This window comes from Bradyrhizobium sp. HKCCYLS3070 (assembly GCF_051167575.1).
Taxonomy (GTDB): Bacteria; Pseudomonadota; Alphaproteobacteria; order Rhizobiales; family Xanthobacteraceae; genus Bradyrhizobium.
The window spans coordinates 1-24,219 of record NZ_JBNPTI010000020.1; the positions used below are offsets into that span (position 1 = coordinate 1).

Consider the following 24,219-nt stretch of genomic DNA (forward strand, 5'->3'; position numbering starts at 1 on the left):
TGCCCATCGCAACCTCCTCATCGAGTGTTGCGACGACCAATTGAATCCGCCCCCGGCCTTCCCTGCGCGATGGTCTTAACAGCTGCTTCGCGCTCTCCCTGGGGACCGGCTGTGTTGCCCCCATCGTCGGCGTGATGCGCTTCCGCACCATCATCCGGCTTGACCTCAGCATCGGGAGGCCAGGACCACGCGATTTGACTGTCCGCATCGGATCGTTCGTCGGCGCGACACCGCGCTGCGACCCGCTACGGCCACCGCATCCCTGCCTCGCGTCTCGTGACGACCGCGCGTACGCCCCTCATCGATGAGGCAGGATGAACGCAGTAGAGCATATTTCTGGAAAAACGAAAGCAAAATTTTTGTCGGTCGTCCGGACAGTCTGATCCGCCCGGTATCACGACCACCGTCATTCCGGGGCAAGGCCGAGAGGCCTTGAACCCGGAATCTCGATATTGTCTTGCGTCCGTTCTGAACGACTTTGAGATTCCGGGTTCAATCGTCAACACGCCGCCGCTCCGCGCCTGCGCATCGACGATTGCCCCGGAATGACGGAGAATGGCGACGGCCCAACCTTCTCATGATGCGCTCAAGCTCACGGAAACCTTGTGTTTCGCTTTCCTCCGCTTGCAATCCGGTGCGGCCCCTTCCAGCTGACGAGCAGAGGCCGTATGACGGCCCGACGCAACGGAATGAGACATGAGCACAGCGATCGAATTCGGCCTGGACACGTTCGGCGACGTCACCCGCAACGCGGAGGGCGCGATGGCCGCCCATGCCCAGGTGATCCGCGACGTCGTCGCGGAGGCGGTGCTGGCCGACCAGCTCGGGCTCGACTTCATCGGGCTCGGCGAGCACCATCGCGGCGATTTCGCGATCTCGGCGCCGGAGGTGGCGCTGGCGGCGATCGCGGCGCGCACGAGCCGCATCAAGCTCGGCTCGGCGGTGACGGTGCTGAGCTCGGATGACCCGATCCGCGTGTTCCAGCGCTTCTCGACGCTCGACGCGGTGTCGAACGGCCGAGCCGAGGTCATCCTCGGCCGCGGCTCGTTCACCGAGTCCTTCCCGCTGTTCGGCTTCGATCTCAAGGACTACGAGGCGCTGTTCGAGGAGAAGCTCGATCTGTTCGTCAGCCTGCTGCCGCAGCAGCCACTGACCTGGCAGGGCCGGTTGCGCCCGCCGCTCAGGGATCAACTGGTCTATCCGCCGGTCGAGCGTGGACGGCTGAGGGCCTGGATCGGCGTCGGCGGCAGTCCCGAGTCCGTGGTGCGCGCCGCGCATTACGAGCTGCCGCTGATGCTCGCGATCATCGGCGGCGACCCGAAACGGTTCGCGCCCTATGTCGAGCTGTACCATCGCGCGCTCAAGCAGTTCGGCCGCGAGACGAAGCCGATCGGCGTGCATTCGCCGGGCTATGTCGCCGACACCGACGAAGTGGCGCGCGAGGAGCTGTGGCCGGACTACAAGACCATGCGCGACCGCATCGGCCGCGAGCGAGGCTGGCCGCCGATGGGCCGCGACGAGTTCGTCCAGGAGGCCGATCACGGCTCGCTCTATGTCGGCTCGCCGGAGACCGTGGCGCAGAAGATCGCCGCGACGATCAAGGCGCTCGGCCTGGCGCGGTTTCAGCTGAAATACTCAGCCGGTCCGCTGCCGCATGCGAAACTGATGCGGAGCATCGAGCTGTATGGCAAGGTGGTGGTGCCGAGGGTGAGGGAGTTGCTGGCGGAGCAGTAGGTCGGCTGCGCGGTCCTTCACCATGTCCGCAACCGCGCCTGGCCCTTGCATCACGGGACCTGGATCAAAGGCGCGAGCAAAACGGCTCGTTCAGGACAATCCAAGCGAGCCGATTAATAGAGCCTTCGTGACACGCATCGTAAGCTCGATCTCGCGCGTGCCTGCTCCGATCAACGGGGCGCAATCCGATCGGTTGCCCGGAGGCAGACGACAAGCTCGCGAGCCTGGGAACGAACTGATGTTGCTGAAGATCGTCGCGGTGGTCTACGGACTCTGGTTCGTCCAGGCCGCGTTGGAGCCCGGCTTCTACGACACGCCGTCTCACATGGCGAGCTCGACGCTCGCGCTCGGCGGATTGCTCGCGCTGTTCGATCACGCCTTCAGGATGGGCTGGCTGTCCGCCAACATCTGGCGGATCGTTGCGCTTGTCTACGTCGCCGACGGCCTGGTCCACGTGGTCCCGAACGCCAAGGCCCTGATCGAGGCACAACGTTTCGAGGTGCTGGCGGGCGCTGCGGCGATCAGCTTCGTTTTCCAACTCCCGATGCTCTTCAGCTTGTGGCGATTGTCGTTTCCGTCCACGCGCTCGGATCAGACCGGTCTCGCACGCATGGCCATGCGATAAGCGTCAGGCCCTGTCAGCCTTCGACATCGCTCACCGCCTCATACCAGCCCGGGCAACAACGGCCCGCGCTCACCTGCCGCCAGCCGCGCAAGCTCCCCGGCCGTCCGCGCCAGCACACCGTCCCAAGCCATGGGCTTCTCCTGCCTGAACAGCCGCATGGTCGGATACCACGGGGTGTCGGCGCGATCGCGCAACCAGCGCCAGTCGAGCGCATAGGGCAAGAGCACCCAGACCGGACGGCCGAGCGCGCCGGCGAGATGCGCCACCGACGTGTCGACGGAGATGACGAGATCGAGCGCGGCAACGGCGGCCGCGGTCTCGGCGAAGTCGCTCAGCAACGGCGCGAGATCGATGACGTCGGTGCCAAGCTCGGCGAGCCCTAGCGCATCGTCCGGCCGCGGCTCCTTCTGCAAGGAATAGAGCTGCACGCCCGGCATCACCAGCCGCGGCAGCACCGCCTGCGCGGTGAGCGAGCGCTGGCGGTCGCCCTTGTGCCTGGGATTGCCGGCCCAGACGACGCCGACCTTCAACGACGGCGCGCGCCCGAGCACGTTGCGCCACGCGGCCATCTTGATCGGATCGGCCGCGAGATAAGGCACCTCGGCCGGGATCGTCTCCAGCGTGGTGCCGAAGATGCGCGGCAGATCCATCAGCGGTGCCTGCAGGTCGAATGGCGGCAGCGGCGCGCCGCGTGGCACCACGGTCACGCCCTCCAGACGGCGCAGCAGCGGCGCGATCGCCGGCTGCACCTGCAGCACGACCGGTCCCCCCATCATCCTGACGCGATCGATGTAGCGCACGAATTGCAGCGCATCGCCGATGCCATATTCGGCGAACAGCAGCAGCGTGCGTCCGTCGAGCGGCGCGCCCTGCCATTCCGGCGCGTCGAAGCGCGGCATGCCCGCGGAGAGGTCCGGACAGTCGCGGCCCCAGCGATGCTCCGCAAAGCCGTTCACGAGGTCGCCGCACATCAGCAGGAAATGCGCGTGATTGTAGCGGGCGAGCGCATTGTCGGGCGCCAGCGCGATCGCACGATGCGAGGCGGCCAGCGCCGCGTCGATGTCGCCCGCGTTGCGCAGCGCCACCGCGAGGTTGGCGTGACCCTTGGCGTAACCAGGATCGGAGGCGACGGCGCGGCGATGCGCCGCGACGGCCTCGATGGTCTCGCCGCGCATCTCATGGATGATGCCCAGATTGGTATGCGCCGGGGCGTGATCGGGCTGCAGCGCCAGCGCGTGCTCGCAGGCGGCAATCGCCGCATCGAGCTGGCCTGTCCCGCACAGGCAGGCTGCGAGATTGCTGAGCACGACCACATCGGTGGGATCGAGCATGGCGGCGCGCCGATAGGCCTCGACGGCTTCGGCCGGGCGGTCGGCCTCATGCAGCGCGTGCCCGAGCAGCCGTGCAGCGTTGGCATCGCCGGGCGCGAGATCGCAGGCCTGACGATACTGGACCGCGGCCTCGGCAAAGGCGCGCTGCTTGTAGAGCACGTCGCCGAGGGCGAGGTGGAGGCCCGCATCGGCCGGCTGCGCCGCCAGCGCATGCAGATAGGCCGGCACGGCTTCGTCATATCTGGCCTGGTCGGCGAGCACATGCGCCAGCGCCCGGCATGCACCGGGATAGGAGGGCTCGCGCTCGAGCAACGCGCGATAGGCCGCTTCCGCCTCGGCAAGCCGCCCCTGCCGGTTGAAGGCGAGCGCGAGATTCCAGCGCGCGTGCAACAGCGCCGGATCGAGCGCCAGCGCGTGGCGATAGGCGGCCTCGGCCTCGGCGAAGCGCGACAGCTCGAGCAGCGCGCTGCCGAGCCTGCTGTGAATCGCCGCATCGAGCGGCCGCAAAGCCGCTGCGCGCGCGAACGCATCGGCGGCGCCCTTGCGCTCGCCTTTCACGGCGAGCGCATCGCCGAGCGTGACATAGGCCGGCGCATGGTGGGGATCGCGGGCGAAGACGCGCCCGAGCAGCTCCGCACCCTCCGCCATGCCGCCGTCGGCGAAGGCGAGGATCGCGGACAGATGCAGCGCCGGCAGATGATCCGGCACCGCTTGGAGGATGTCGCTGCACAGCGCCTTGGCCGGACCGGCGCGCCCCGCATTGTAATGATCAGCCGCCTCGATCAGCAGCTGGTCGACAGCCACAGCCCCCATGATGTCCCCACCTCTCGCACTCGAATGCAAGCTTCAACGTGCGGCCGGGCGATTCCAGGCGAGACTCCAGGCCGAGCCGGCTCAGCCTGCCACCACCTCCATCCGCATGGCCGCCTCGCGGGCGCGCTCGACGTCGGGCGTGCGATAGGCCGCCTCCGGAATGGTGCCCAGCCGCGACTCGTGAAGGCGCGCGCCCAGGCCATAGAACTGCTGGAAGCTCATGATCAGCGGCCGCCATTTGTCCGGGTCGATGCGGTCACGCGTACCGTCCATCAGGATGGCCTCATCGACATGGACCCGCTGCACCCGTACCTCGAAGCACTGGATGTGCCCCTTCAGGATCGCGTCGTCGGCGGCGATGCCATGCACTGACTCGATGCGGGCTTCGAGCTGCACCGCGCATTCGGCGACGCGCGGAGCCGCAACGGTTTCCGACGCCGTTGCGGTCAGCCCGGCGGCGGCGAACTTGTCGGACACGTGGCGGTAGCCCTTGCGCTGCTTCATCGCCGGCACCGGGTCCGATCCCGTGGTCAGCGCCAGGCGATCGACGGCGGCGACGAGATCGACCGACGGCAGGTTCAGCACGCACTCGCCGGTGCGGCGCATGTTCTGCGGCGTCTTCGATCCGGCGGCGAGGCCCAGCATGCAGCGCCAGCCGAGCCAGAATGCCGACGACATCGGCGCGAGATTGAAGCCGCCGTCCTCGTTGACGGTGCTGATGAGGACGACCGGCGTCCCGAAATAGAGGATGCCCGGCTCGATGGTCGTATGCATGGAAGGCGCTCCAGGGTGATGCATCTCGGCGGCGATTGCGCGCGCCGCGCGGACGGGGCTCAAGCCGCCGTCTCACCCGGAGAAGTTCCTCGATGGCAGCGACGCGCTCCACCCGATTCCCGAACGGGCCGGATCAAGCGCGCCCTGGGTTTGATCTGGAGATGTCTGCGCGTGCAAGGCTGCGGCAGATGGCGATCCCGGCATGACTCGAACATGCGACCTACGGTTTAGGAAACCGCCGCTCTATCCAGCTGAGCTACGGGACCGGAGCCTGCACCGAAGTGCACCTGCTTCGCCGCCTCCATAGCAGACCCGGCCACCGACCGGAAGCCTCTCCGGTCGGAGCCTGGACCGGGCGGCCGACCGGGGCACAACGACGCTCGGATCCCCTGACGGGACGACGACGGGAACGCAGCCGCGCGATCCCGGTTAGAGCGGGGCCGCTCATGCCCGATCACACCCCAGTTTGGGAGGGGCGGTTTGACTATCCGGACGGCAGCCGATGGTCTAAGAGAACGGCGCCAATCTGGAACCCGGCCTCGGGATTGCCGTATTGGTCGTGCCTGAGCGCATCTCGTGGCCGGCCAGGCGTCCGGCGCCACGAGATCCGCTCGATCCAGCGCGCCTGCCCATTTCAGCCGAGGGACACAGACAAGTCGATGCTCATCCGGTCGGTCATTTCAGGCGTGTTCGCAAGCTTCCTCTCCATCGCCGCCGCAAGCGCGCAGGACACCCGCCACCTGCTGGAGTCGAAGGAGTCGCTCTACAACAACATCTATGTCTATGAGCAGGCGCCCTACCGCAGCATGACGTTCGGTCACAACCGGCGCATCTATACCGAGAGCGTCTACAACACCCAGGACGAGCTCGATCTGCCGGTCGACTATACCCGCTTCATGACCGCGAGCGTCATGTACGCAAAGAATGTCGGCTCGGTCCTGGAGATCGGCTTCGGCGGCGGCCGCACCGCCTGGTACCTGCACCGCTTCCTGCCCAAGGTGCAGGTGACGTCGGTCGAGCTCGACCCGACCGTGCTGGAGCTCGCCAAGAAATATTTCGGCATCAAGGAGGAGCCGAACTTCCACGTCGCCAACCGCGACGGCCGGCTGTTCGTGCAGGAATCCAAGGAGCGCTACGACATCATCCTGATCGACGCCTATCGCGGGCCGTTCGTGCCGTTCCACCTGCTGACCAAGGAATTCTACCAGCTCGTCAAGGAGCATCTCGCCGAGGGCGGCGTGGTGGCGCAGAACGTCGAGCCGTCGACCATGCTGTTCGACGCCGCGGTCAAGACCATCCACAGCGTGTTCCCGCAGGTCGACTTCTACGAGGCCGGCGGCAACATCGTGATGGTCGCCTATCCCGGCGACGAGCGGAAGCCCGAGGATCTCGCCGCGACAGCGCAGGAGCGCGACAAGGAATTCGGCTTCCGCTACAAGCTCGCCGACATGCTGGCGCAGCGCAAGCGCATCGACATCGATAACGGCCAGGTGATCGACGCCAAGGCCAAGGTGCTGACCGACGACTTCGCGCCGGTCGAGGCGCTGAAGAGCATCGAGCGCCACAACAAGAAGCTGCCATGAGCGCGCCGGTGTCCCGCGCCGGCATGCTGGCGATCTATCTCTGTTCGTTCCTGGTCGGCTGCGTGCTGATGGGCTTCGAGATGCTCGGCAGCCGCTACCTCAACCCGTATTTCGGCAGCGGCATCGGCGCCTGGGCCAGCCTGATCTCGACCGTGCTGTGCGCGCTCGCGATCGGCTATTTCGCCGGCAGCGCCATCGTCGACCGGCAGCCGACGACGCGCACCATCGGCACCATGATCCTGATCGCCGCCGCCTACATGGCGCTGGTTCCGGCGACCGCCGACACCGTCATGGCCGACATCCTCGACAGCATCGGCGACGGACCGATGGCGACGCTGATGGCCTCGACCGCGCTGCTGCTGGTGCCGCTGACCCTGCTCGGCACCTTCTCGCCGATCGCCGTCAGCCTGTTGACGCGCTCGGCCGGCGAGGCCGGCCGTGTCGCCGGATTGGTCTATGGCGTCTCGACCATCGGCAACGTCGTCGGCACGCTCGTCACGACGTTCGCGCTGATTCCGACGATCGGCTCGCGCGCGATCACCTATTATTTCGCCGTGGCGCTGGCTGGCTGCGCCGGCATCCTGTTCATTCCCTTCGGCAAGAAGACGTCCTGATTTTCATCATTGAAGAGCTTTGCGGATGACTGAGTTCTGGCCTCGCCTCGCCGCCACCGCGACAGCGGCCGTATTGCTGCTGATATCGCCGACCGCCTACGCCGCGGACGCGCAGATCGAATTGTGGGACGGTCAGCGCGCAATGGCTGTCATCGCCGATCTGCTGCGGTTCACGCCGCGATCGATGGGCGAGCCGGGACATCAGAAAACGATCGACTACATCAAGGCAGCGATGGCCAAGAGCGCGGCGGACGCCGTGCTCACGCAGAGCTTCACCGCCAAGGGCGATGACGGCAAGGCGATCCCGCTGACCAACATCATCGCCCGCTTCCAGGTGCAGAACCCGCGGCGCGTCATCGTCGCCACCCATTACGACAGCATCATCAAGGCCTATCGCGATCCCAAATCGCCGGACGCACCGATGCCGGGCGCCAACAACTCCGCCTCGGCGGTGGCGCTGCTGCTCGAGACCGCACGCGTGCTGTCGCTGTCGCCGAAGCCCGACGTCGGCATCGACATGATCTTCTTCGACGGCGAGGAGGGGCCGAAATCGCTCGGCGCCGGCGATCCGACCTGGCGCCCGCTGGGCTCGCCGCATTTCGCGGCCAACCTGAAGACCTATTATCCGACGCACAAGCCGGAGAAGGCAGTCGATTTCGACATGGTCTGCGACAAGGATCTCAAGCTGCAGCCGGAGCCGTCGTCGCTGGCCTCGGCGTTGCCCGAGGTCAAGAGGTTCTGGAGCATCGGCAGCCGTATCGCGCCATCGGCGTTCTCGCCGGAGCCCACGGCGTATCCGATCAGCGACGACCACACGGCGCTGCAGCAGGCCGGCATTCCGAGCTTCCTCGTCATCGACTTCGACTACGAGCCCTATTTCAACACCACGCAGGATACGATCGAGCAGTGCTCGGCGCAGAGCCTGGAGACCGTCGGCCGCACCCTGCTGCGCTACCTCTATACGCCTTGATACGCCCGAGCTGCGGCAGGCGCCGCGCTCAGGCCGCCCGCGGCCGCGCCGTCACCGCGTCCGACGCGACTGCCGATGCGCGCGCCAGCAGACCCGGCACCAGCGCCTCGGCCGCCTCCGCGCCCGAGATCACCACGGCCTCGACGCCCGCTCCGGCATTGCCGCCGCCGGCGATGACGAGATTGCGCACCGGCGCCTTGGCGCCCTTCAGCCGTCCCGACTGCGCCACGCCATAGATCGCGCCGGCGCTGGCGAGATCATAGCGTGCATAGGTCACCGGGCTGGCGTCGGTCCGATAGACGATATGCCTGGACAAGTCGGGAATGACGGTCGCGGCAGCGGCAACCATGGCATCGCCGAGCTGCTGCTTGCGGGCCTCGTAGTCCGGCGAGCGCCGCCACGCCTTCCAGTCGTCGCCGCCCTCGCCCGGAAACCAGCGCGTGGCCTGATCGTGCGGCACGAGGGTGATGATCGTCATCGTGGCATGGCCTTCGGGCGCCGCCGACGGGTCGAGCTTGGACATCACGGCAAGGCCGATTCCCATCGGCGTATCGAGATGCGTGGCGGGCGCGATGTCGGGCACGATGTCGAGGCCGAGATGCACCGAGAAGCACGACGTCGCCGGCGCGAGGGTGCGGGCACGCTCGCGAAAACCGGCGGGCAGATCGTCGGGACTCAGAAGCTCGGTGAAGGTACGGCCGAGATCGGCATTCGAGACCACCGCCTGCGCGCGGACCGTGCGGCCGTTGCCGAGCACGACGCCAACGGCGCGGCCCTCCTCGACCAGGATGCGGGTGACCCTGGATTTCAGATGCACCTCGCCATCCCTGGCGGTGACCGCCTCGGCGAGCACGTCCGCGAGGCGGCCGGAGCCGCCGACCGGATAGAAGCCACCCTTGAAATAGTAGCCGAAGATCGGGACCATCTGGGCGCAGCTCAGCGTCTCGCTGCCGTCGCCGAGATAGCCCGACAGCGCATTGAGATAGGCGATCAGTTCGGGATCGGAGACATGGGCGGCGACGAGCTCGTCGAACGGGCGGTTCATCCACCTGAACGCCTGCGGATGCTTGCGCGGGAAGGCCAGCATCTCCTCCAATGTGGCGGGCATGCCGGGAATGCCGCTGCGACCCTGCCCCGTCGCGTACATGCTTTCGAAAATGGCATGGATGGTGTCGAACAGCCGGGTGAGCCCGTCCGCGCTGGCGGGAAACATCTCGCAGAGCAGTCGGACATAAGCACGCCAGTCCTCTGGCACGTCGATGCGGCGGCCGGCGAGTCGGTAGGAGTGCGTGACCCGCCGCCACTGGATGCGGTCGGCGACGCCGAGCCGGCGCAGCACGCTGTCGACAGGCCCGCCCGGCCAGACGCCGGAGAAATCGTGCGGCCCTGCATCGAAGCGATACAGCACCGGCTTGTTGTCGTGGTGAGCCTTGCGAAGATAAGTGTGGCAGAAGCCGCCGGGCACCACGTGGTGATCGAACACCTTCACCTTCAACCCGGACTCCGCGAGCAGGGCGGCGGCCGTCAGCCCGCCGATTCCGGCGCCGATCACCGCGACGTCGCAGTCGACGCCGGCCGCGGGGGTGAAGCCCGGTGCCGGCCAATGGCACTCCTCGCGCGCGGCCCGCATGCGCAGCAAGGCCTGGCGAATTGCGAAGCGCGGGCCGAAGATCGAGATCAGCGCGCCGCCGACGACGATCATCGTCGCGATCCAGGAGGCGACGCCGGCCCAGCGGCACAGGCCGAGGACCAGGAACAGGACGCCCCAGAGCCCGGTCATCATCATGTTGATCAGGTGGAATTGGGGCGTCGAGGCGCTGTCGGCATAGGCCGAGCGGGAATAGTCCGCGGTCCAGGGACGGCCGACGGCGAGCGAAGCGAAGCTGATGAGGCCGAGCCCTGCGAAGGACAGCCACAGCGCGTTGCCGGCCGTCCAATTCGGCGCGACGTCGTTGGCGATCGCCAGCACGACGAAAAGGGCGAGGCTTCCGAGCTCCAGCAGCGCGAGCTCGCTCCGGGAGGCTCGCCAGACGTTGGCGGCGAGCGCCAGGGCCAGCGCGGACCACACCGCCCATGCCGGCTGATGCCAGGCCAGCAGGGTCCAGAACGCGACGAACGGCAACAGCGCCAGCTTGACCGTGAGGAACACTTTCATCGCAGCCTCTCCTCCGCACCGGGCGGCGCAGCTCATCTTTCCATTGTCAAGATATTCATAGGAGCGCTTGCCTGGTCTCGTCAACACCAATCTTTCCAACGTCAAGATTAGTTTCGTCAACTACGGCGGGATGAAAATGGTGGAAAAATGCTGCGTATCGTTCCGGCGCCACAGCAAGGCGCGATTCACGAACGGCGCTGCCGTCATTGCCGGCCCGACTGTGGCAACGAGATCACGGAACCACGGCAGATAAAGAAGAAAGTCTCAATTTACGCAGCATTGGAGTCACACCCCGCCGCAAAATGGCGACAATCTCCCGTCATCTGAGGCGGGGAGCCGCTGAGGATTACCGTTCGTGTACCCACCCCGCCTGCCAGTACTGGTCTTTGCAGCGATCACCTGCCTGCCTGCCGTGCAACCTCAACGCGCGCATGCGGAATGGTGGAGCCGCTCCCCGACGGATTTCGAGGAGTGTGCCGACGCTGCCGAGAAGTCCGCCTCCAAGGAGGAGAAGACGGCGGCGCTGGCGCAATGCAACGCGAAATTTGCCGGGAGACGGAAGCCGGGCGGCGGCTACGTCTATTACGACTTCATGCAGGATCGCAGCTTCGACATCGCCGGCCCCAATCCCACGGCCGAAGAGCAGAAGTTCATCGACCAGCAGTATACGCAATACCTCGAGCGCCAGCGCCACGCCAACATGAGTTCGGCGATGATGTCGCGGCCGCAAACGCAGGACCTCCAGCCCTCGCTCCGGGACATGACGGCGCGGGCCGCGATCGAGCCGCCGAAGCCGGCCATGCCGGCCCCGCCGCCGCAACGGCCGAACAAGCCCCCGGCCGCGACCGCGCAGGGCGGATTGCCACCGCCGGCGTCGAACGTGGAGGCACGCGCCCGCATCAAGGCAGCGCAATGCGCCAAGGACGGCTGGCGCCGCGATTCGTTCTCGTGCAACTTTCCAGTCCTGTCGGAGAAGCTCGACGAGCTGAAGCGGATGTTCACCGGCCCGAGCCAGGCCGCAGCCGCACCGCCCGGAGCCAAGGCGCCGAAACGGGCCGAAGCCCGGAACTGAGCCGCGCGCGACACGTTCCCCTGTGCGACGAATCTGACCGCGGCTTGTAACGCCGCGTGCAAGCCCATAGGTTTGTCGGCGCGGGGCGCAGGAGCAGGTCATGGGTCTACTCGATATCCTCAACGGCATGCAGAACGGCCCGAGCGGGCCGAGTCATCCGACCACGCAGAAGAACGGCGGCATGTCGCCGATGACGATGGCGATCCTCGCTTTGCTGGCGTGGAAAGCGGTGAAGCATTTCTCGCAGAATGGACAGCAGCCGAACGCGGCGCCTGCGCCAGTCCCGCCGCCCCAGCCGACCGGGAATCAAGGCGGACCGCTCGGCGGTGCGCTTGGTGGCGGCCTCGGCAACATCATCGCCGGCGGCCTGGGCGGCCTGCTTGCGGGCGGCGCGGCCGGCAGCGTGTTGTCGGGCGGGCTCGGCGATCTCCTGCGCCAGTTCCAGGACAAAGGCCATGGCGACACCGCGAACTCCTGGGTCTCCCCCGGCGAGAACAAGCCGATCTCGCCCGGCGATCTCGCCAATGCGCTCGGCGCCGATCAGATCGATCAGCTCACCGCGCAGAGCGGGCTGTCGCGCGACGAGCTGTTGAACGGGCTGAGCCAGTACCTGCCGAAAGTGATCGATCAGCTCACGCCGGACGGTCGGCTGCCGACCGAGCATGAGTTGGCGGGCCGGATCTGACGCTCCGCGATCGTTGACGGGAAGGACGAGACTCATGCTGCACATTCTGATCGTCGGGCTGGTCGCCGGCTTCCTGGCGCGGCTTCTATCGCCGGGTCCCAACAATCCCTCCGGCTTCATCCTGACCATCGTGCTCGGAATCGTCGGCGCGTTCATCGCCACCGCCATCGGGCAGGCCATCGGCCATTACAGCCCCGACCAGGGCGCGGGCTACGTGACCGCAACCCTCGGCGCGATCGTGGTGCTGTTCATCTGGAACAGGCTGGTCGCGAGCGGCACGATCCGCGATTTCAATCGGTAACGGCCTCGCGCCACGTCATCGCGAGCCACCACAGCGGCCGCTCGCCATGACGATTTCACCCCAACAGATGCATCCCCGCATCCATGCGCACGACCTCGCCGGTCATGTGGCCTGACGCCGGGCTCGCCAGGAACGCCACGAGCTGCGCGATGTCCTCAGCGGATGAAGCCGCGCGCAGCGGCACCCGCGCGACCACCGCATCGCGCACCTGCTTGGCACCGGCCTCGCCGCGGCCCTTGGTGAACCAGGGCGTATCGATGTAGCCGGGGCAGACGGTGTTGACGCGGATCGCAGGCGCCAGGGCGCGCGCCAGCGATAGCGTCATCGTGTTCAGCGCGCCCTTGCTGGCGGCGTAGGCGACCGACGAGCCGATGCCGCTGATGCCGGCTACCGACGAGACGTTGACGACCGCGGACGCACGCGCCGTCGCCTTGGCCGCCGCTTCCAGCAGCGGCCGCGCGGCGCGCACCATCTGGAAGGGGCCGATGGTGTTGACTGCGAAGATGCGCTGGAAATCCTCCGCCGAAAGGCCATCGAGCTGATCGTGCGGCACGTGCTTGGTGGTGCCGGCATTGTTGACGAGGGCATCCAGCCGGCCCCAAGCCGCAGCGGCGGCGACGATCTTGCGGCAATCCTCATCGCGCGACACGTCGCCTTGAATGACGACGACCTCGACTCCTTCCTTGCGGCAGAGATCAGCGGTCTGCTCGGCTTCACTCTTGCTGTTCGAATAGTTCACGACGATGCGCATGCCGGCCTTCGCCAGCAGCAACGCGGTCGCGGCTCCGAGGCCGGACGCCGACCCCGTCACGACCGCGCACAGACCTTCAGCCATTCCGCACCTCCCTGTTTGCCTTGCTTCTTCTTAGCCAACATCGCTGCATCTGCAAAATCGGCACAATCTCCGCAGCGCGGAAATCGCTCGCCTCCATGCGGCGAGCGGACGGGGCCCTGCAGCGGGCTACGCTTGTCAGGGCCGTCGCTTGCGCTCATCATGCCGGCAAAACATCGCCGGCGCGCGCAGGACATGGCGCGCCGAGACCGACGACAACGAGGGCGAGGAGCGCTGTGGCGGAAGCTGAGAACATCGTCGTTGCGACCGCGGAAAGGATCTTCGCCGATCTCGCCGACCCGCAGACGATCAACCACGACAAGGACGGCCGCTGGACGGCGCCGCTGTGGCGGGCGCTGAGCGAGGCCGGCCTGACGCTCGCCTGGGTGGGCGAGGAGTTCGGCGGCGCCGGCACTGACCTCGCCGATGGCTTTGAGATCATCAATGCCGCCGGCCGTTTTGCGATTGCGGTGCCGCTGGCCGAGACGCTGCTCGCGGGCTGGCTGCTGCAACAAGGCGGCATTGCCTCCCCCGACGGCGCCATGACGATCGCGCCGGCTCATCCGAGGGACCGGATCACGCTCGACACTGACGGCACCTTGTCCGGCCGTGCCCGCGGCGTGCCGTTCGCAAGGACGGCGCAGCACGTTGCCGTGCTCGCCGAGGGCGGAGACGGCGTGTCGATCGCGCTGGTCGAGACCGCGCGGCTGCGCATCGACGCGGGCCTCAACCTCGCCAACGATCCCAGCGACACGGTGACGTTCGACAAGATCATGCCGCTGGCATGCCGGCCGGCACCGGCCGGCTTCGACGGCACCACCTTGATGCTGATGGCCGGCGTCGCCCGCGGACTGCAGATCGCCGGCGCGCTGGATCGGCTGCTCGCGATCAGCGTCAACTATGCGGGTGAGCGCGTCGCCTTCGAGAAGCCGATCGGCAAATTCCAGGCGGTGCAGCACAACCTGGCACGGCTGGCCGGTGAGAGCGCCGCCGCGAGCGCGGCCGCGACATCCGCCGCGGATGCGATCGCGCGGGCCGCCGCATTCGACGAGGCGGTGTTTCTCGAAGCCGCCGCGGCCAAGATCCGCTGCGCCGAGGCCGCCGAGAAGGGCGCGGCGATCGCGCATCAGGTCCACGGAGCCATCGGCTTCACCACCGAGCACATCCTGCACCGCTTCTCGCTGCGCGCGCTGGCCTGGCGCGACGATTTCGGCTCCGAGAGTCATTGGGCCGTCGAGCTCGGCAAGCGCGTCGCTGCGCGCGGCGCCGATGAGCTGTGGCCGCTGGTCGCCTCGCGCTGACCACGAAGAGGATTGTTGCATGAGCGCACTTCGTTTCGATCCGATCCGGCTGCCGAGGGAATGCGAGGAGCTGCGCAAGGAGGTGCGCGCCTTCCTCGCTGATGAGATCGCGGCCGGCACCTTCAACCCGTACCAGCCCAAGCGCGAGGACGCCGACGCGCGCGAGTTTGCAGCCCGCGTCGGCGCGCGCGGCTGGATCGGCATGACCTGGCCGAAGCAATATGGCGGCCACGAGCGCTCGTTCCTGGAGCGCTACGTCGTGACCGAGGAAATGCGCGTCGCCAACGCGCCGGTCAGGCGCTTCTTCGTCGCCGACCGGCAGAGCGGGCCGATCCTGCTGCGTTACGCGCCCGAGCATATCAAGATGGACATCCTGCCGCGCATCTGCCGCGGCGAGCTGTGCTTCGCGATCGGCATGAGCGAGCCGAACTCGGGCTCCGACCTGTTCGCCGCCAAGACACGCGCGACGAAGACCGAGGGCGGCTGGCTGATCAACGGCTCGAAGATCTGGACCACGTCGGCGCACATGGCCGACTACATGATCGCGATCTTCCGCACCTCGCCGTCGACCAAGGAGAACAGGCGTCATGGCTTGACGCAGTTCCTGGTGAACATGAAAACGCCCGGCATCAAGGTGAACCCGATCGGGCAGATCACCGGGCAGAAGGAGTTCAACGAGGTCGTCTTCACCGACGCCTTCGTGCCGGACGATCATCAGCTCGGCGAGATCGACGGCGCCTGGAAGCAAGCGACCTCCGAGCTCGCCTATGAGCGCTCGGGACCGGAGCGCTTCCTCGAAACCTATTACGTGCTGACCGAGCTGGTGCGCGCGGTCGGTCCCACCCCCGACACGCGCAGCGCGGAGGGCATCGGCCGGCTGGTGGCTCAGCTGCACACGATGCGGCGGATGTCGGTGTCGGTCGCCGGCATGCTGCAGGCCGGCAAGGAGCCGGTGGTCGAGGCCTCGATCGTCAAGGACGTCGGCACGATCTGGGAGCAGCAGCTGCCGCACCGCGTCCGCGACCTCGCCGCGTTCGTCGAGGAGAACGCAGGAAATCGCGAAACCTTGGAGAACCAGCTGACCTTTGCGATGCAGACCGCGCCGAAGCTGACGATCCAGGGCGGCACCACCGAGGTGCTGCGCGGCATCATCGCGCGCGGGCTGGGATTAAGGTGAGGGTCGACGACACGCCGCGATCGTCGCAGCCGCGCCCACGGGCAAGTAGCTCCGTCATCGCGAGCGCAGCGAAGCGATCCAGGACCGCACCAACAGTCTGGATTGCTTCGCTGCGCTCGCAATGACGCTGGAGAAGCAGAATCGGAGACCCACCATGACCCACTTCCCTGACATCGGCGTCGAGATCCACGGCCATGTCGGCCTGATCGAGATTCGCCGGCCGCCGCTCAATTTCTTCGACATTGCGCTGATCAACCAGATCGCCGACGCGCTCGAAGGCTTCGACCGCGACATCGAGATCCGCGCCTCGGTGCTGGCGGCGCAGGGCAAGGCGTTCTGCGCCGGCGCCAATTTCACCGATCCGGCGCGCCAGGCGCAGGAAGCGGCCGGCGCCAAAGGCGATCCGGCCGACAGCCTCGGGGCGATCAACCATCTCTACATGCAGGCGGTGCGGATCTTCCGCTGCAAGAAGCCGGTGGTCGCCGCCGTGCACGGCGCCGCAATCGGCGGCGGGCTCGGCCTCGCCGTCTCGGCCGACTTCCGCGTCACCTGTCCGGAAGCGCGCTTCTCCGCCAATTTCACCAAGCTCGGCTTCCATCCCGGCTTCGGGCTGACGGTGACGCTGCCGGAACTGGTCGGCAAGAACAACGCCGAGCTGATGTTCTACACCAGCCGCCGCGTCACCGGCGAGGAAGCGCTGAGGATGGGCCTCGCCAATGAATGCGTGCCGCAGGACCAGGTGCGGACGGCTGCGATGAAGCTCGCCGCGGAAATCGCCGAATGCTCGCCGCTCGGCCTGCTGTCGACCCGCGCCACGATGCGCGCCAATCTCGCCGACCGTGTGATGGCAGCAACCGAGCACGAGCTCGCCGAACAGACCCGGCTGCGCGCGACCGAGGATTTCAAGGAAGGCGTCAAGGCAACGGAGGAGCGGCGCTTCGCGAACTTCAAGGGGCGGTGACGAACCGCGAGCTTCGATCGACGTCATGGCCGGGCTCGTCCCGGCCATGACGTCTTGATACGAGGAAAGACGAACGTGGATGCCCGGTCAAGCTCGGGCATGCCGATCGACTAATTGGCGACCGCCCCCTGCAACGCGAAGGCAACACCGCCAATTGTGAAGCAACCGCCTGAAACCGCATAGCCACGGGCGCGCGCAGCGTCGGCCACACGTGCAGCATCGGCGACGCGGAACGTCAGGCCGCTCATGAGTTCGCGCTCGCCGGGTTCGACACGGATACGGGCGTTCGGCAAGTACAACTGCTCAACACCATCGCTGCCGGCCGCCGGCACCACATCGAGAATGCGCCCCCAATGTGCGGCAAGTGAAGCCGGCGCGGGGCTCTGCAGCACCACCTCGGTCAGCGCCGACGTCACGTCGCTGCGGATCGCTCGCGCCCAATCCGGCCCGGCGGGCGGATACGGGCCGAGCACATCGTCGCTGCCCTCGGTGTGATTGAGCTCGATGAAGGCGGCGCGGCAGTCGCGGGGATGCAGTTGCACCCCATGATAGGGCGGATGATCGATGACGTTGGCGGTCCGCACACCCATCTCGTTGGCACGGGCGGCACGGCCATCGGGATCATCGCAGGCGAAGATCGCCATGTAGCCGCCGCGGCCGCCGGTCTTGTCCAGGAAGCGTCCCGCCGCGGTGTCCTCGCGGGTCGGCGCGATCACCTCGAGCAGGATCGGCCCGACCGGCAGCAGCGCATTCTCCAGCCCGTATTTGCCGACATGCGGATCGCGGTAGCAGACCTCCAGCCCCATGATCGCGGCGATATCCGAGACCACCGGCTCGAGCCGGGGCGCGACCAGGCAGATCTGACGGAGGTGAAGGTAAGCCATCGCAGCCCTCTTTGCGGAATCCCCTGTTCACACGAGCCCGCGGCGTCATTGCGAGCGACGCGAAGCAATCCAGAGCTCAGGCCATAACCCTGGGTTGCTTCGCTCGCAATGACGGAGAACGCGGAGCTATCGGCCCTGAAACACCGGCGCGCGCTTCTCGACGAAGGCTTTCGCCGCCTCCTTGTGATCCTCGGTGTCGCTGCAGCGCGAGTGATGCATCGCCTCGGCGTCGAAGCAGGCCTCCAGCGTCATCGTCTCGGCATTGTTGATGTTGCGCTTGATGTAGCCGAGCGTCACGCTCGGCCCCTGCGCCAGCGACATCGCCAGCGCGCGCGTGGCCGCTTCGACCTCGGCGTCGGGCACAACCTTGGTGACCATGCCCAGGGTGAGCGCCTCCTGCGCCGTCAGGACCGGCGAGGTCAGATACAGCTCCCGTGCCTTGGCGCTGCCGAGCAGTTGGGTGAGGAAATAGGTGCCGCCGAAATCGCCCGACAGCCCGACCTTGGCGAAGGCCGTCGTGATCTTGGCCGACTCGCCGGCCACCCGCAGATCGCAGGCCAGCGCGATCGACAGGCCGGCGCCGGCGGCCGCGCCGTCGATCTGCGCCACCACCGGCTTCTGCATCTGGTGCAGCAGCCGCGACACCTCCATGCGCTCGCGCAAGGTCGTCACCTTGGTCTCGAACGAGGGCGCGGTCTTGGCTTCGGCCATCGCCTTGACGTCGCCGCCGACGCAGAACGTGCCGCCGGCGCCCTTGAGCAGCACCGCGCGCACATCCGGATCATTGGCCGCACGATGCGCCGCCTCGACCAGGCCCTTGGTCAAGTCGCTGTTGAGCGCGTTGCGCCGCTCCGGCCGGTTCATCGTGATCGTGAGCAGGCCGGACTCGAGGTGCTGCAGAACTGTGGTGTTGGTGGTCATGGCCGGCGCTCCTTGTTGTTTCCCGGTGTTATGTCTCCGTCATTCCAGGGCGACGCGTCAGCGTCGAACCCGGAATCCCGAGCTGATGGACTCACATCGAGGTTCCGGGTTCAACGCTGCGCGTTGCCCCGGAACGACGGATGTCGCGGCAGAGTTTGCGCCTTGCTCAGGCGCGCCCCGGAATGCCATCGCCCCGGCCGTCACTTCTTCACCAGCGGGCAGCGCGACGCTTCCAGCGGCTGGAACGCCTCGTTGCCAGACACGGTCGCGAGCAGCTTGTAGTCGTCGGACCTGGTCTTCGATTCCGATGGCTTCTTGACCTCGAACAGATACATGTCGTGCACCATGCGGCCGTCCTCGCGGATGCGGCCGCCCTTGGCGAACATGTCGTTGATCGGGGTCGCCCGCATCAGCTTCATGACGGCGTCCGCATCCGTGGTGCCCGCGGCCTTCACGGCTTTCAGATAGTGCGTGACGGAGGAATACACGCCGGCCTGGGCCGAGGTCGGCACGCGCTTGGTGCGCTCCATGAAGCGCTTGGTGAAGGCGCGGGTGTCGTCGTTGAGATCCCAGTAGAACGCTTCCGCGACCAGCAGCCCCTGCGCCGTCTCGAGCCCGACGCTGTCGATGTCGGAGACGAAGGCGAGCAGCGGCGACAGCTTCTGGCCGCCCTTGGTGAGGCCGAATTCGGCGGCCTGCTTGATCGCGTTGATGGTGTCGCCGCCGGCATTGGCGAGCCCGATCACCTTGGCCTTGGAGGCCTGCGCCTGCAGCAGAAAGGAGGAGAAGTCCGAGGTGTTGAGCGGATGACGCACGCTGCCGAGCACCTTGCCGCCCGACTTCACCACCACGGCGGTGGTGTCCTTTTCCAGATCCTGGCCGAACGCGTAGTCCGCCGTCAGGAAGAACCAGCTGTCGAGGCCAGACTTCACCGCCGCCAGGCCCGTGACGTTGGCCTGCGCAAAAGTGTCGAACACGTAGTGCACGGTGTACGGGCCGCAGGCCTCGTTGGAGAGCCTGACAGAGCCGGGACCATTGAAGATGATGATCTTGTTGCGCGCCTTGGCGATCTCGCCGGCGGCCAGCGCGGTGGCGGAGGCTGCGACATCCCAGATCATCTCGACGCCCTGGTTGTCGAGCATGTCGCGCGCGATGTTGGCGGCGAGATCAGCCTTGTTGAGATGGTCGGCCGCGATCACCTCGATCTTGCGGCCCAGCACCTCGCCGCCGAAATCCTCCACCGCCATCTTCGCCGCGGTCTCGCTGCCGGGACCGGTGATGTCGGCGTAGAGGCTCGACATGTCGAGAATGCCGCCGATCTTCAGCGGCGGCTTGCTCTGCGCATGCGCCACGCCTGCGGACAACGTCAGCGCCGACGCCAGCATGAACAACGACGCCGCCGCGCCGCGGATGGTTCTGCTCATCGATATCCTCCCTGCCGGGCGCATCGCTACATGGCGACGGCCTCTTTGATAGTTCGCATCATGGCGCACGCTTTCGCATGCGGCAAGCGCTCAGCACGCTCATCAAAAGCGTCGCCGGTCGCCGCTTTCCGCTCAGTGGAATGGAAATTTCGTGCGATGATGCAGCATGACGAGAGAGCGCAGGATGCGGAGCAGACGGAGGCTGATTGCGCTCGGCGCGAGCGTCGCGACCATCGCGATGATGTCGGCGAGTCACGCCACACCGTGCATGTTCGCGGAGCTCGGCGAAGGCCACGTCAGCGAGATCATCGATGCACGCAGCTTCCGTCTCGACGACGGTCGCGAGGTCAGGCTCGCCGGCATCGAGGTGCCGCCGGAGGAGCAGCGCGCGACGTCGATGGATGCGTTGGGCGTGCTGCTGCGCGGCCGCGACGTCGTGCTGCGCGGAGAGGACGACACCCCTGACCGCTATGGCCGGCAGCGGGCCTTCGCGTTCGTGGCCGGCGCAGACCAGCCAGTGCAGAGCGAGCTGCTCCGGCAGGGCGCCGTGCTGCGCGGGGTCGACCTGCCCGACCGGGATTGCGCCCTCAGCCTGGGCGCGGCGGAAGCCGAGGCACGCAGCGCCGGGCGCGGCCTCTGGAAGATTGGGACCGTCATAAAAAACACGGAAAGTCCAGACGATATTTTGTCTCGCGTAGGGCTATTTACGGTTGTCGAAGGGAAGGTGTTGTCCGTACGACAGACGGGGACAACAACTTATCTGAACTTCGCTCGTAGCTGGACACGGGGCTTCGCGGTGATTATTCCAAAGCGTATGATGGCGGTATTGGAAGGTGCCGGTATCGACGTCAAATCACTTGCGAATCGGCAGGTTCGCGTGCGCGGTTGGGTTGAGGCGCATGCGGGTCCGAGACTGGAACTGACACAGACTGCCCAGATCGAGATTTTGAGCGGGAATTGACCGCTGAGGTACGTGAGTAGCGACGTGAACCTGTCTGTTCGAAAGCGCATGACGGTGATGAACTGCGGTTCGCGGATCGCACCGGCGCTGCTGTGCCTGGGACTGGCGTTGGCCGGTTGCAGCGACATGGGCAAGTTGCAGCAGGCGACGGCGCCGATGCCGACGCCGCGGCCGAAGCCGGCGATGGTGCAGACGACGCCGGCGAGTGATCGCGAGCACGAGCGCATTCTAGCAACCTATGGCGGCGCCTATGAGGATCCCCAGCTCGAGGGCCTGATCGGCAAGATCGTCGACCGGCTCGTGGCCGTGTCCGATCGCCCCGACCAGGGCTACAAGGTCACGATCCTGAATTCCGGTGCGGTCAACGCCTTCGCGCTGCCGACCGGCCAGCTCTACGTGACACGCGGCTTGATTGCGCTCGCCAACGACACCTCCGAATTGTCGTCGGTGCTGAGCCACGAGATGGCGCACGTGCTGGCGCGCCATGCCGCGATCCGCGAGGACCAGGCGCGGCAGGCCGCCGTGGTGACCCGCGTCGTCTCAGACATGGGCAACGATCCGGACCTGACGGCGCTGGCGCTCGCCAAGACCAAGCTGACGATGGCGAGCTTCTCGCGCACTCAGGAGTTCGAGGCCGACGGCATCGGCGTCGGCATCTCCGCCAAGGCGAAGTTCGATCCCTACGGCGCGGCGCGCTTCCTGAGCTCGATGGAGCGCAATGCCGAGTTGAAGGCCGGTAAAGTCGCAATCGACCCGCGCGCGCAGGACTTCCTGTCGTCGCATCCGGCGACGCCGGAGCGGGTGCAGAACGCCGCCGCCATCGCCAAGCAATACGTCTCCCCCGAGGCCAGGGAGCATGACCGCGAGACCTACTTGGCTGCAGTCGACAACATCGTCTACGGCGAGGACCCGAGCGAGGGCTTCGTGCGCGGCCGGCGCTTCCTGCATCCGAAGCTCGGCTTCACCTTCCAGGCGCCGGAGAACTTCACGCTCGACAACACCGCGCAGGCGGTGATCGGCGTGCGCGAAGGCGGCGCGCAGGCGATGCGCTTCGACGTGGTGCGCGTGCCGGCCCAGCAGACGCTCGGCGACTATCTGAATTCCGGCTGGATGGAGAACGTCGACAAGTCGGCGACCGAGGAGCTGACGATCAACGGCTTCCCGGCGGCCTCGACCACGGCGAGCGGCGATCCCTGGCAGTTCAAGGTCTACGCGTTGCGCGTCGGCAGCGACGTCTACCGCTTCATCTTCGCCTCGCGGCAGAAATCCACCGAGAGCGAGCGCAATGCGCGGGAGACGGTGAACTCGTTCCGCCGGCTCAGCCTGGAGGAGATCCAGTCGGCCCGGCCGCTGCGCATCAAGGTGATCACCGTGCAGCCGGGCGATACCGTCGAATCGCTTGCGCACCGCATGACCGGCGTCGACCGCCCGGTCGAGCGCTTCCGCGTTCTCAACGGCCTCGACGCCCGCGCCCAGGTCAAGGTCCGCGACCGCGTCAAGATCGTGGTGGAGTGACGGGGCTGCGGCGGCTCAGCTCGGCCAGCTTTCCGGAGGACGTCGTTCCAGCTGGGAAGTAGGAAAAACCGGCTCACGGCGCCGAATGTAGCCTATCATCTTTACGAGACGAGCAAGCGCGCCGACATCGCAGCCGGAGCCGTGGCCGACCACGAATTCGTCGAGGCGATGTAGAACATCCTGCTCTTCCGCACTGCCTATGGCCACCGGCTGGAGATCGTCCGGGTCCTGCTGTCCGTCGTGGACGAACAGCTCCCGGTGGTGCAGCCCCTCAGCATCGGGCATCCTCGATCGCTGCAGCCAGAGCGCGATCGGCTGACCGTCCACGGTCTCGAAACGGGCATCGTATGAACCGCCGTCGCGATACACGTCGACGAATACGAGCTCAGCAAGAGGGCTGGATGCCAGTCCAAGCACCGGATTTGACATGGCGTCCCCCTATGTCGAGGCAAAGCATGGGACGCCCGCTGCGCAGACACCCCCGCAGCTGACGATCCAAGAACAGTAGCGGGACGTCGTCAAGGCGACACGCCCAAACAAAAAAGCCCGACCTTGCGGCCGGGCTTTCGTAAGCAACTAATTCGAAAACGCAAACGGTCGATCAGGCGGCCTCGTCGGCCACGGCGGTGTCGTCGCCATCGATGTCGTCACCCTCGCCTTCCGCATCACCTTCGGCGACCGCATCGGCTTCGGTCTTGGCACCGCGGCGCGGGCTCTTGGCGAGCTGCGTCTCGATCTCCTTGACGGCCTCGGTCTCGGTCGAGTGCTGCACGACGGCGATCTCGCGCGACAGACGGTCGAGCGCCGCTTCGTAGAGCTGGCGTTCGCTGTAGGACTGCTCGGGCTGCGACTCCGAACGGTAGAGATCGCGCACGACCTCCGCGATCGCGACGATGTCGCCCGAATTGATCTTCGCTTCGTATTCCTGGGCGCGACGCGACCACATGGTGCGCTTGACGCGGGCACGGCCCTTCAGGGTCTCCAGCGCCTTCTTCACCAGCGCCGGGTCGGACAGCTTGCGCATCCCGACATTGGCGACCTTGGCGGTCGGCACCCGCAGCGTCATCTTGTCCTTGATGAAGTTGATGACGAACAGCTCGAGCTTGGCGCCCGCGATCTCCTGCTCCTCGATGGCCAGGATCTGGCCGACGCCGTGAGCCGGATAGACGACGAATTCGTTGGTCTTGAAGCCCTGGCGCTGGGTCGGCAGCTTCTTTTCCTCGACGCGCGGCGCGGCCGCGGCGGGAACAGCCGGCTTGGCGGCGACGGCGGGCTTGGCAACAGGGGCAGCGGCCGCGGGAACGGCGGTCTTGGTGGCAGCCTTGGGCGCAGCGGCGGCCTTGGCAGGCGCAGCCTTGGCAACAGAGTCCTTTGCAAGAGTGGTCTTCGCGGCGGATGCTTTCGCGGCAGTCTTGGCAGTCTTTTCAGGCATTGCGCTTCTTTTGTTCTTGGTGGACTTGGCAGCCGAGGCCTTCGCGGCAGCCCGAATCTCCTTTACAGGAGCCCGGGCACGGCCCTTGGAAACGCTGCGGCTGGCCGCGGCGGCTTTTTTTGTACTCTTGGAAGCACTCTTTTTACGCGTTTTC

22 protein-coding genes and 1 tRNA gene are annotated in these 24,219 nt (G+C 66.7%); 13 read left to right on the forward strand and 10 right to left on the reverse strand.

The genetic code is table 11. The features are described 5' to 3' along the window. The first annotated feature begins 696 nt into the window (after window positions 1-696). On the forward strand, window positions 697-1,734 hold the full coding sequence (locus tag ACQR03_RS31805) for an LLM class flavin-dependent oxidoreductase (RefSeq protein WP_434842317.1): 1,038 nt from the start codon (window positions 697-699) through the stop codon (window positions 1,732-1,734). Between the two features lie 238 nt (window positions 1,735-1,972). Next, window positions 1,973-2,359: a hypothetical protein gene (locus tag ACQR03_RS31810; RefSeq protein ID WP_434842316.1), complete on the forward strand. Its 387-nt coding sequence runs from the start codon at window positions 1,973-1,975 to the stop codon at window positions 2,357-2,359. A 38-nt stretch (window positions 2,360-2,397) separates the two neighbouring features. On the opposite strand, the gene ACQR03_RS31815 is transcribed toward ACQR03_RS31810, so the two are convergent. The 3 genes from ACQR03_RS31815 to ACQR03_RS31825 form a co-directional block, all read right to left on the reverse strand. Continuing rightward, window positions 2,398-4,503 carry a tetratricopeptide repeat protein gene (locus tag ACQR03_RS31815; RefSeq protein WP_434842315.1) on the reverse strand — a complete coding sequence of 702 codons (2,106 nt, stop codon included), beginning with the start codon at window positions 4,501-4,503 and terminating at the stop codon, window positions 2,398-2,400. 81 nt (window positions 4,504-4,584) lie between these two features. Beyond that, window positions 4,585-5,277, reverse strand: coding sequence for a flavin reductase family protein (locus ACQR03_RS31820; protein ID WP_434842314.1), 693 nt, complete (start codon window positions 5,275-5,277; stop codon window positions 4,585-4,587). Window positions 5,278-5,466: 189 nt separating this feature from the next. Continuing rightward, window positions 5,467-5,543 (reverse strand) — tRNA-Arg (locus ACQR03_RS31825). Window positions 5,544-5,936: 393 nt separating this feature from the next. Here ACQR03_RS31825 and ACQR03_RS31830 point away from each other — a divergent pair. Genes ACQR03_RS31830 through ACQR03_RS31840 form a run of 3 tightly spaced genes read left to right on the forward strand, consistent with a single transcriptional unit; the run spans window position 5,937 to window position 8,444 of the window. Then, window positions 5,937-6,860 (forward strand): spermidine synthase, encoded by a 924-nt coding sequence (locus ACQR03_RS31830; protein WP_434842313.1) that lies wholly within the window; start codon window positions 5,937-5,939, stop codon window positions 6,858-6,860. Continuing rightward, the gene (locus ACQR03_RS31835) at window positions 6,857-7,474 is read left to right on the forward strand and encodes a fused MFS/spermidine synthase (protein WP_315715262.1); all 618 of its coding nucleotides are present in this window, start codon (window positions 6,857-6,859) and stop codon (window positions 7,472-7,474) included. Before ACQR03_RS31830 ends, ACQR03_RS31835 begins: the two co-directional genes overlap by 4 nt. A 25-nt stretch (window positions 7,475-7,499) precedes the next feature. Further along, a complete protein-coding gene (locus tag ACQR03_RS31840) occupies window positions 7,500-8,444 on the forward strand; it encodes a M28 family peptidase (RefSeq protein ID WP_315752285.1) in 945 nt (314 codons plus the stop codon). A 28-nt stretch (window positions 8,445-8,472) separates the two neighbouring features. Here ACQR03_RS31840 and ACQR03_RS31845 read toward each other — a convergent pair whose 3' ends face one another. After that, window positions 8,473-10,599 (reverse strand): FAD-dependent oxidoreductase, encoded by a 2,127-nt coding sequence (locus ACQR03_RS31845; RefSeq protein WP_434842312.1) that lies wholly within the window; start codon window positions 10,597-10,599, stop codon window positions 8,473-8,475. Window positions 10,600-10,969: 370 nt separating this feature from the next. Between ACQR03_RS31845 and ACQR03_RS31850 the strand changes: the two genes are divergently transcribed. The 3 genes from ACQR03_RS31850 (at window position 10,970) to ACQR03_RS31860 (ending at window position 12,657) form a co-directional block, all read left to right on the forward strand. After that, entirely contained in the window at window positions 10,970-11,671 is a 702-nt protein-coding gene (locus ACQR03_RS31850) for a hypothetical protein (protein ID WP_410051881.1), read from the forward strand. A 100-nt stretch (window positions 11,672-11,771) separates the two neighbouring features. Next, on the forward strand, window positions 11,772-12,356 hold the full coding sequence (locus tag ACQR03_RS31855; protein WP_315752288.1) for a YidB family protein: 585 nt from the start codon (window positions 11,772-11,774) through the stop codon (window positions 12,354-12,356). A gap of 34 nt (window positions 12,357-12,390) precedes the next feature. Next, on the forward strand, window positions 12,391-12,657 hold the full coding sequence (locus ACQR03_RS31860; RefSeq protein ID WP_315715257.1) for a GlsB/YeaQ/YmgE family stress response membrane protein: 267 nt from the start codon (window positions 12,391-12,393) through the stop codon (window positions 12,655-12,657). 55 nt (window positions 12,658-12,712) lie between these two features. Here the strand turns inward: ACQR03_RS31860 and ACQR03_RS31865 are convergent, their stop codons facing one another. Then, complete coding sequence (locus tag ACQR03_RS31865; protein ID WP_315715256.1) at window positions 12,713-13,492, reverse strand: SDR family NAD(P)-dependent oxidoreductase; 780 nt, start codon at window positions 13,490-13,492, stop codon at window positions 12,713-12,715. A gap of 233 nt (window positions 13,493-13,725) precedes the next feature. Between ACQR03_RS31865 and ACQR03_RS31870 the strand changes: the two genes are divergently transcribed. From ACQR03_RS31870 to ACQR03_RS31880, 3 genes are all read left to right on the forward strand, one after another. Next, the gene (locus ACQR03_RS31870) at window positions 13,726-14,790 is read left to right on the forward strand and encodes an acyl-CoA dehydrogenase family protein (protein WP_434842311.1); all 1,065 of its coding nucleotides are present in this window, start codon (window positions 13,726-13,728) and stop codon (window positions 14,788-14,790) included. A gap of 19 nt (window positions 14,791-14,809) precedes the next feature. Continuing rightward, a complete protein-coding gene (locus tag ACQR03_RS31875; RefSeq protein ID WP_316203051.1) occupies window positions 14,810-15,967 on the forward strand; it encodes an acyl-CoA dehydrogenase family protein in 1,158 nt (385 codons plus the stop codon). Window positions 15,968-16,121: 154 nt separating this feature from the next. Then, window positions 16,122-16,928 carry an enoyl-CoA hydratase/isomerase family protein gene (locus ACQR03_RS31880; RefSeq protein ID WP_315715253.1) on the forward strand — a complete coding sequence of 269 codons (807 nt, stop codon included), beginning with the start codon at window positions 16,122-16,124 and terminating at the stop codon, window positions 16,926-16,928. 110 nt (window positions 16,929-17,038) lie between these two features. On the opposite strand, the gene ACQR03_RS31885 is transcribed toward ACQR03_RS31880, so the two are convergent. The 3 genes from ACQR03_RS31885 to ACQR03_RS31895 form a co-directional block, all read right to left on the reverse strand. After that, window positions 17,039-17,812 (reverse strand): hypothetical protein, encoded by a 774-nt coding sequence (locus ACQR03_RS31885; RefSeq protein WP_434842310.1) that lies wholly within the window; start codon window positions 17,810-17,812, stop codon window positions 17,039-17,041. Window positions 17,813-17,938: 126 nt separating this feature from the next. Next, entirely contained in the window at window positions 17,939-18,733 is a 795-nt protein-coding gene (locus ACQR03_RS31890; protein WP_434842309.1) for an enoyl-CoA hydratase, read from the reverse strand. Window positions 18,734-18,933: 200 nt separating this feature from the next. Next, window positions 18,934-20,118 (reverse strand): ABC transporter substrate-binding protein, encoded by a 1,185-nt coding sequence (locus ACQR03_RS31895; RefSeq protein WP_315752326.1) that lies wholly within the window; start codon window positions 20,116-20,118, stop codon window positions 18,934-18,936. Window positions 20,119-20,341: 223 nt separating this feature from the next. Here ACQR03_RS31895 and ACQR03_RS31900 point away from each other — a divergent pair, with 223 nt between their 5' ends. Next, window positions 20,342-21,118 (forward strand): thermonuclease family protein, encoded by a 777-nt coding sequence (locus ACQR03_RS31900; protein WP_315752293.1) that lies wholly within the window; start codon window positions 20,342-20,344, stop codon window positions 21,116-21,118. A gap of 48 nt (window positions 21,119-21,166) precedes the next feature. Beyond that, window positions 21,167-22,633 carry a M48 family metalloprotease gene (locus ACQR03_RS31905; RefSeq protein ID WP_315715427.1) on the forward strand — a complete coding sequence of 489 codons (1,467 nt, stop codon included), beginning with the start codon at window positions 21,167-21,169 and terminating at the stop codon, window positions 22,631-22,633. 15 nt (window positions 22,634-22,648) lie between these two features. Here ACQR03_RS31905 and ACQR03_RS31910 read toward each other — a convergent pair whose 3' ends face one another. Both ACQR03_RS31910 and ACQR03_RS31915 read right to left on the reverse strand, forming a co-directional pair. Then, window positions 22,649-23,062 carry a hypothetical protein gene (locus tag ACQR03_RS31910; protein WP_315752294.1) on the reverse strand — a complete coding sequence of 138 codons (414 nt, stop codon included), beginning with the start codon at window positions 23,060-23,062 and terminating at the stop codon, window positions 22,649-22,651. A 172-nt stretch (window positions 23,063-23,234) separates the two neighbouring features. Further along, the gene (locus ACQR03_RS31915; RefSeq protein WP_315825512.1) at window positions 23,235-24,065 is read right to left on the reverse strand and encodes a CarD family transcriptional regulator; all 831 of its coding nucleotides are present in this window, start codon (window positions 24,063-24,065) and stop codon (window positions 23,235-23,237) included. Window positions 24,066-24,219: the final 154 nt, after the last annotated feature.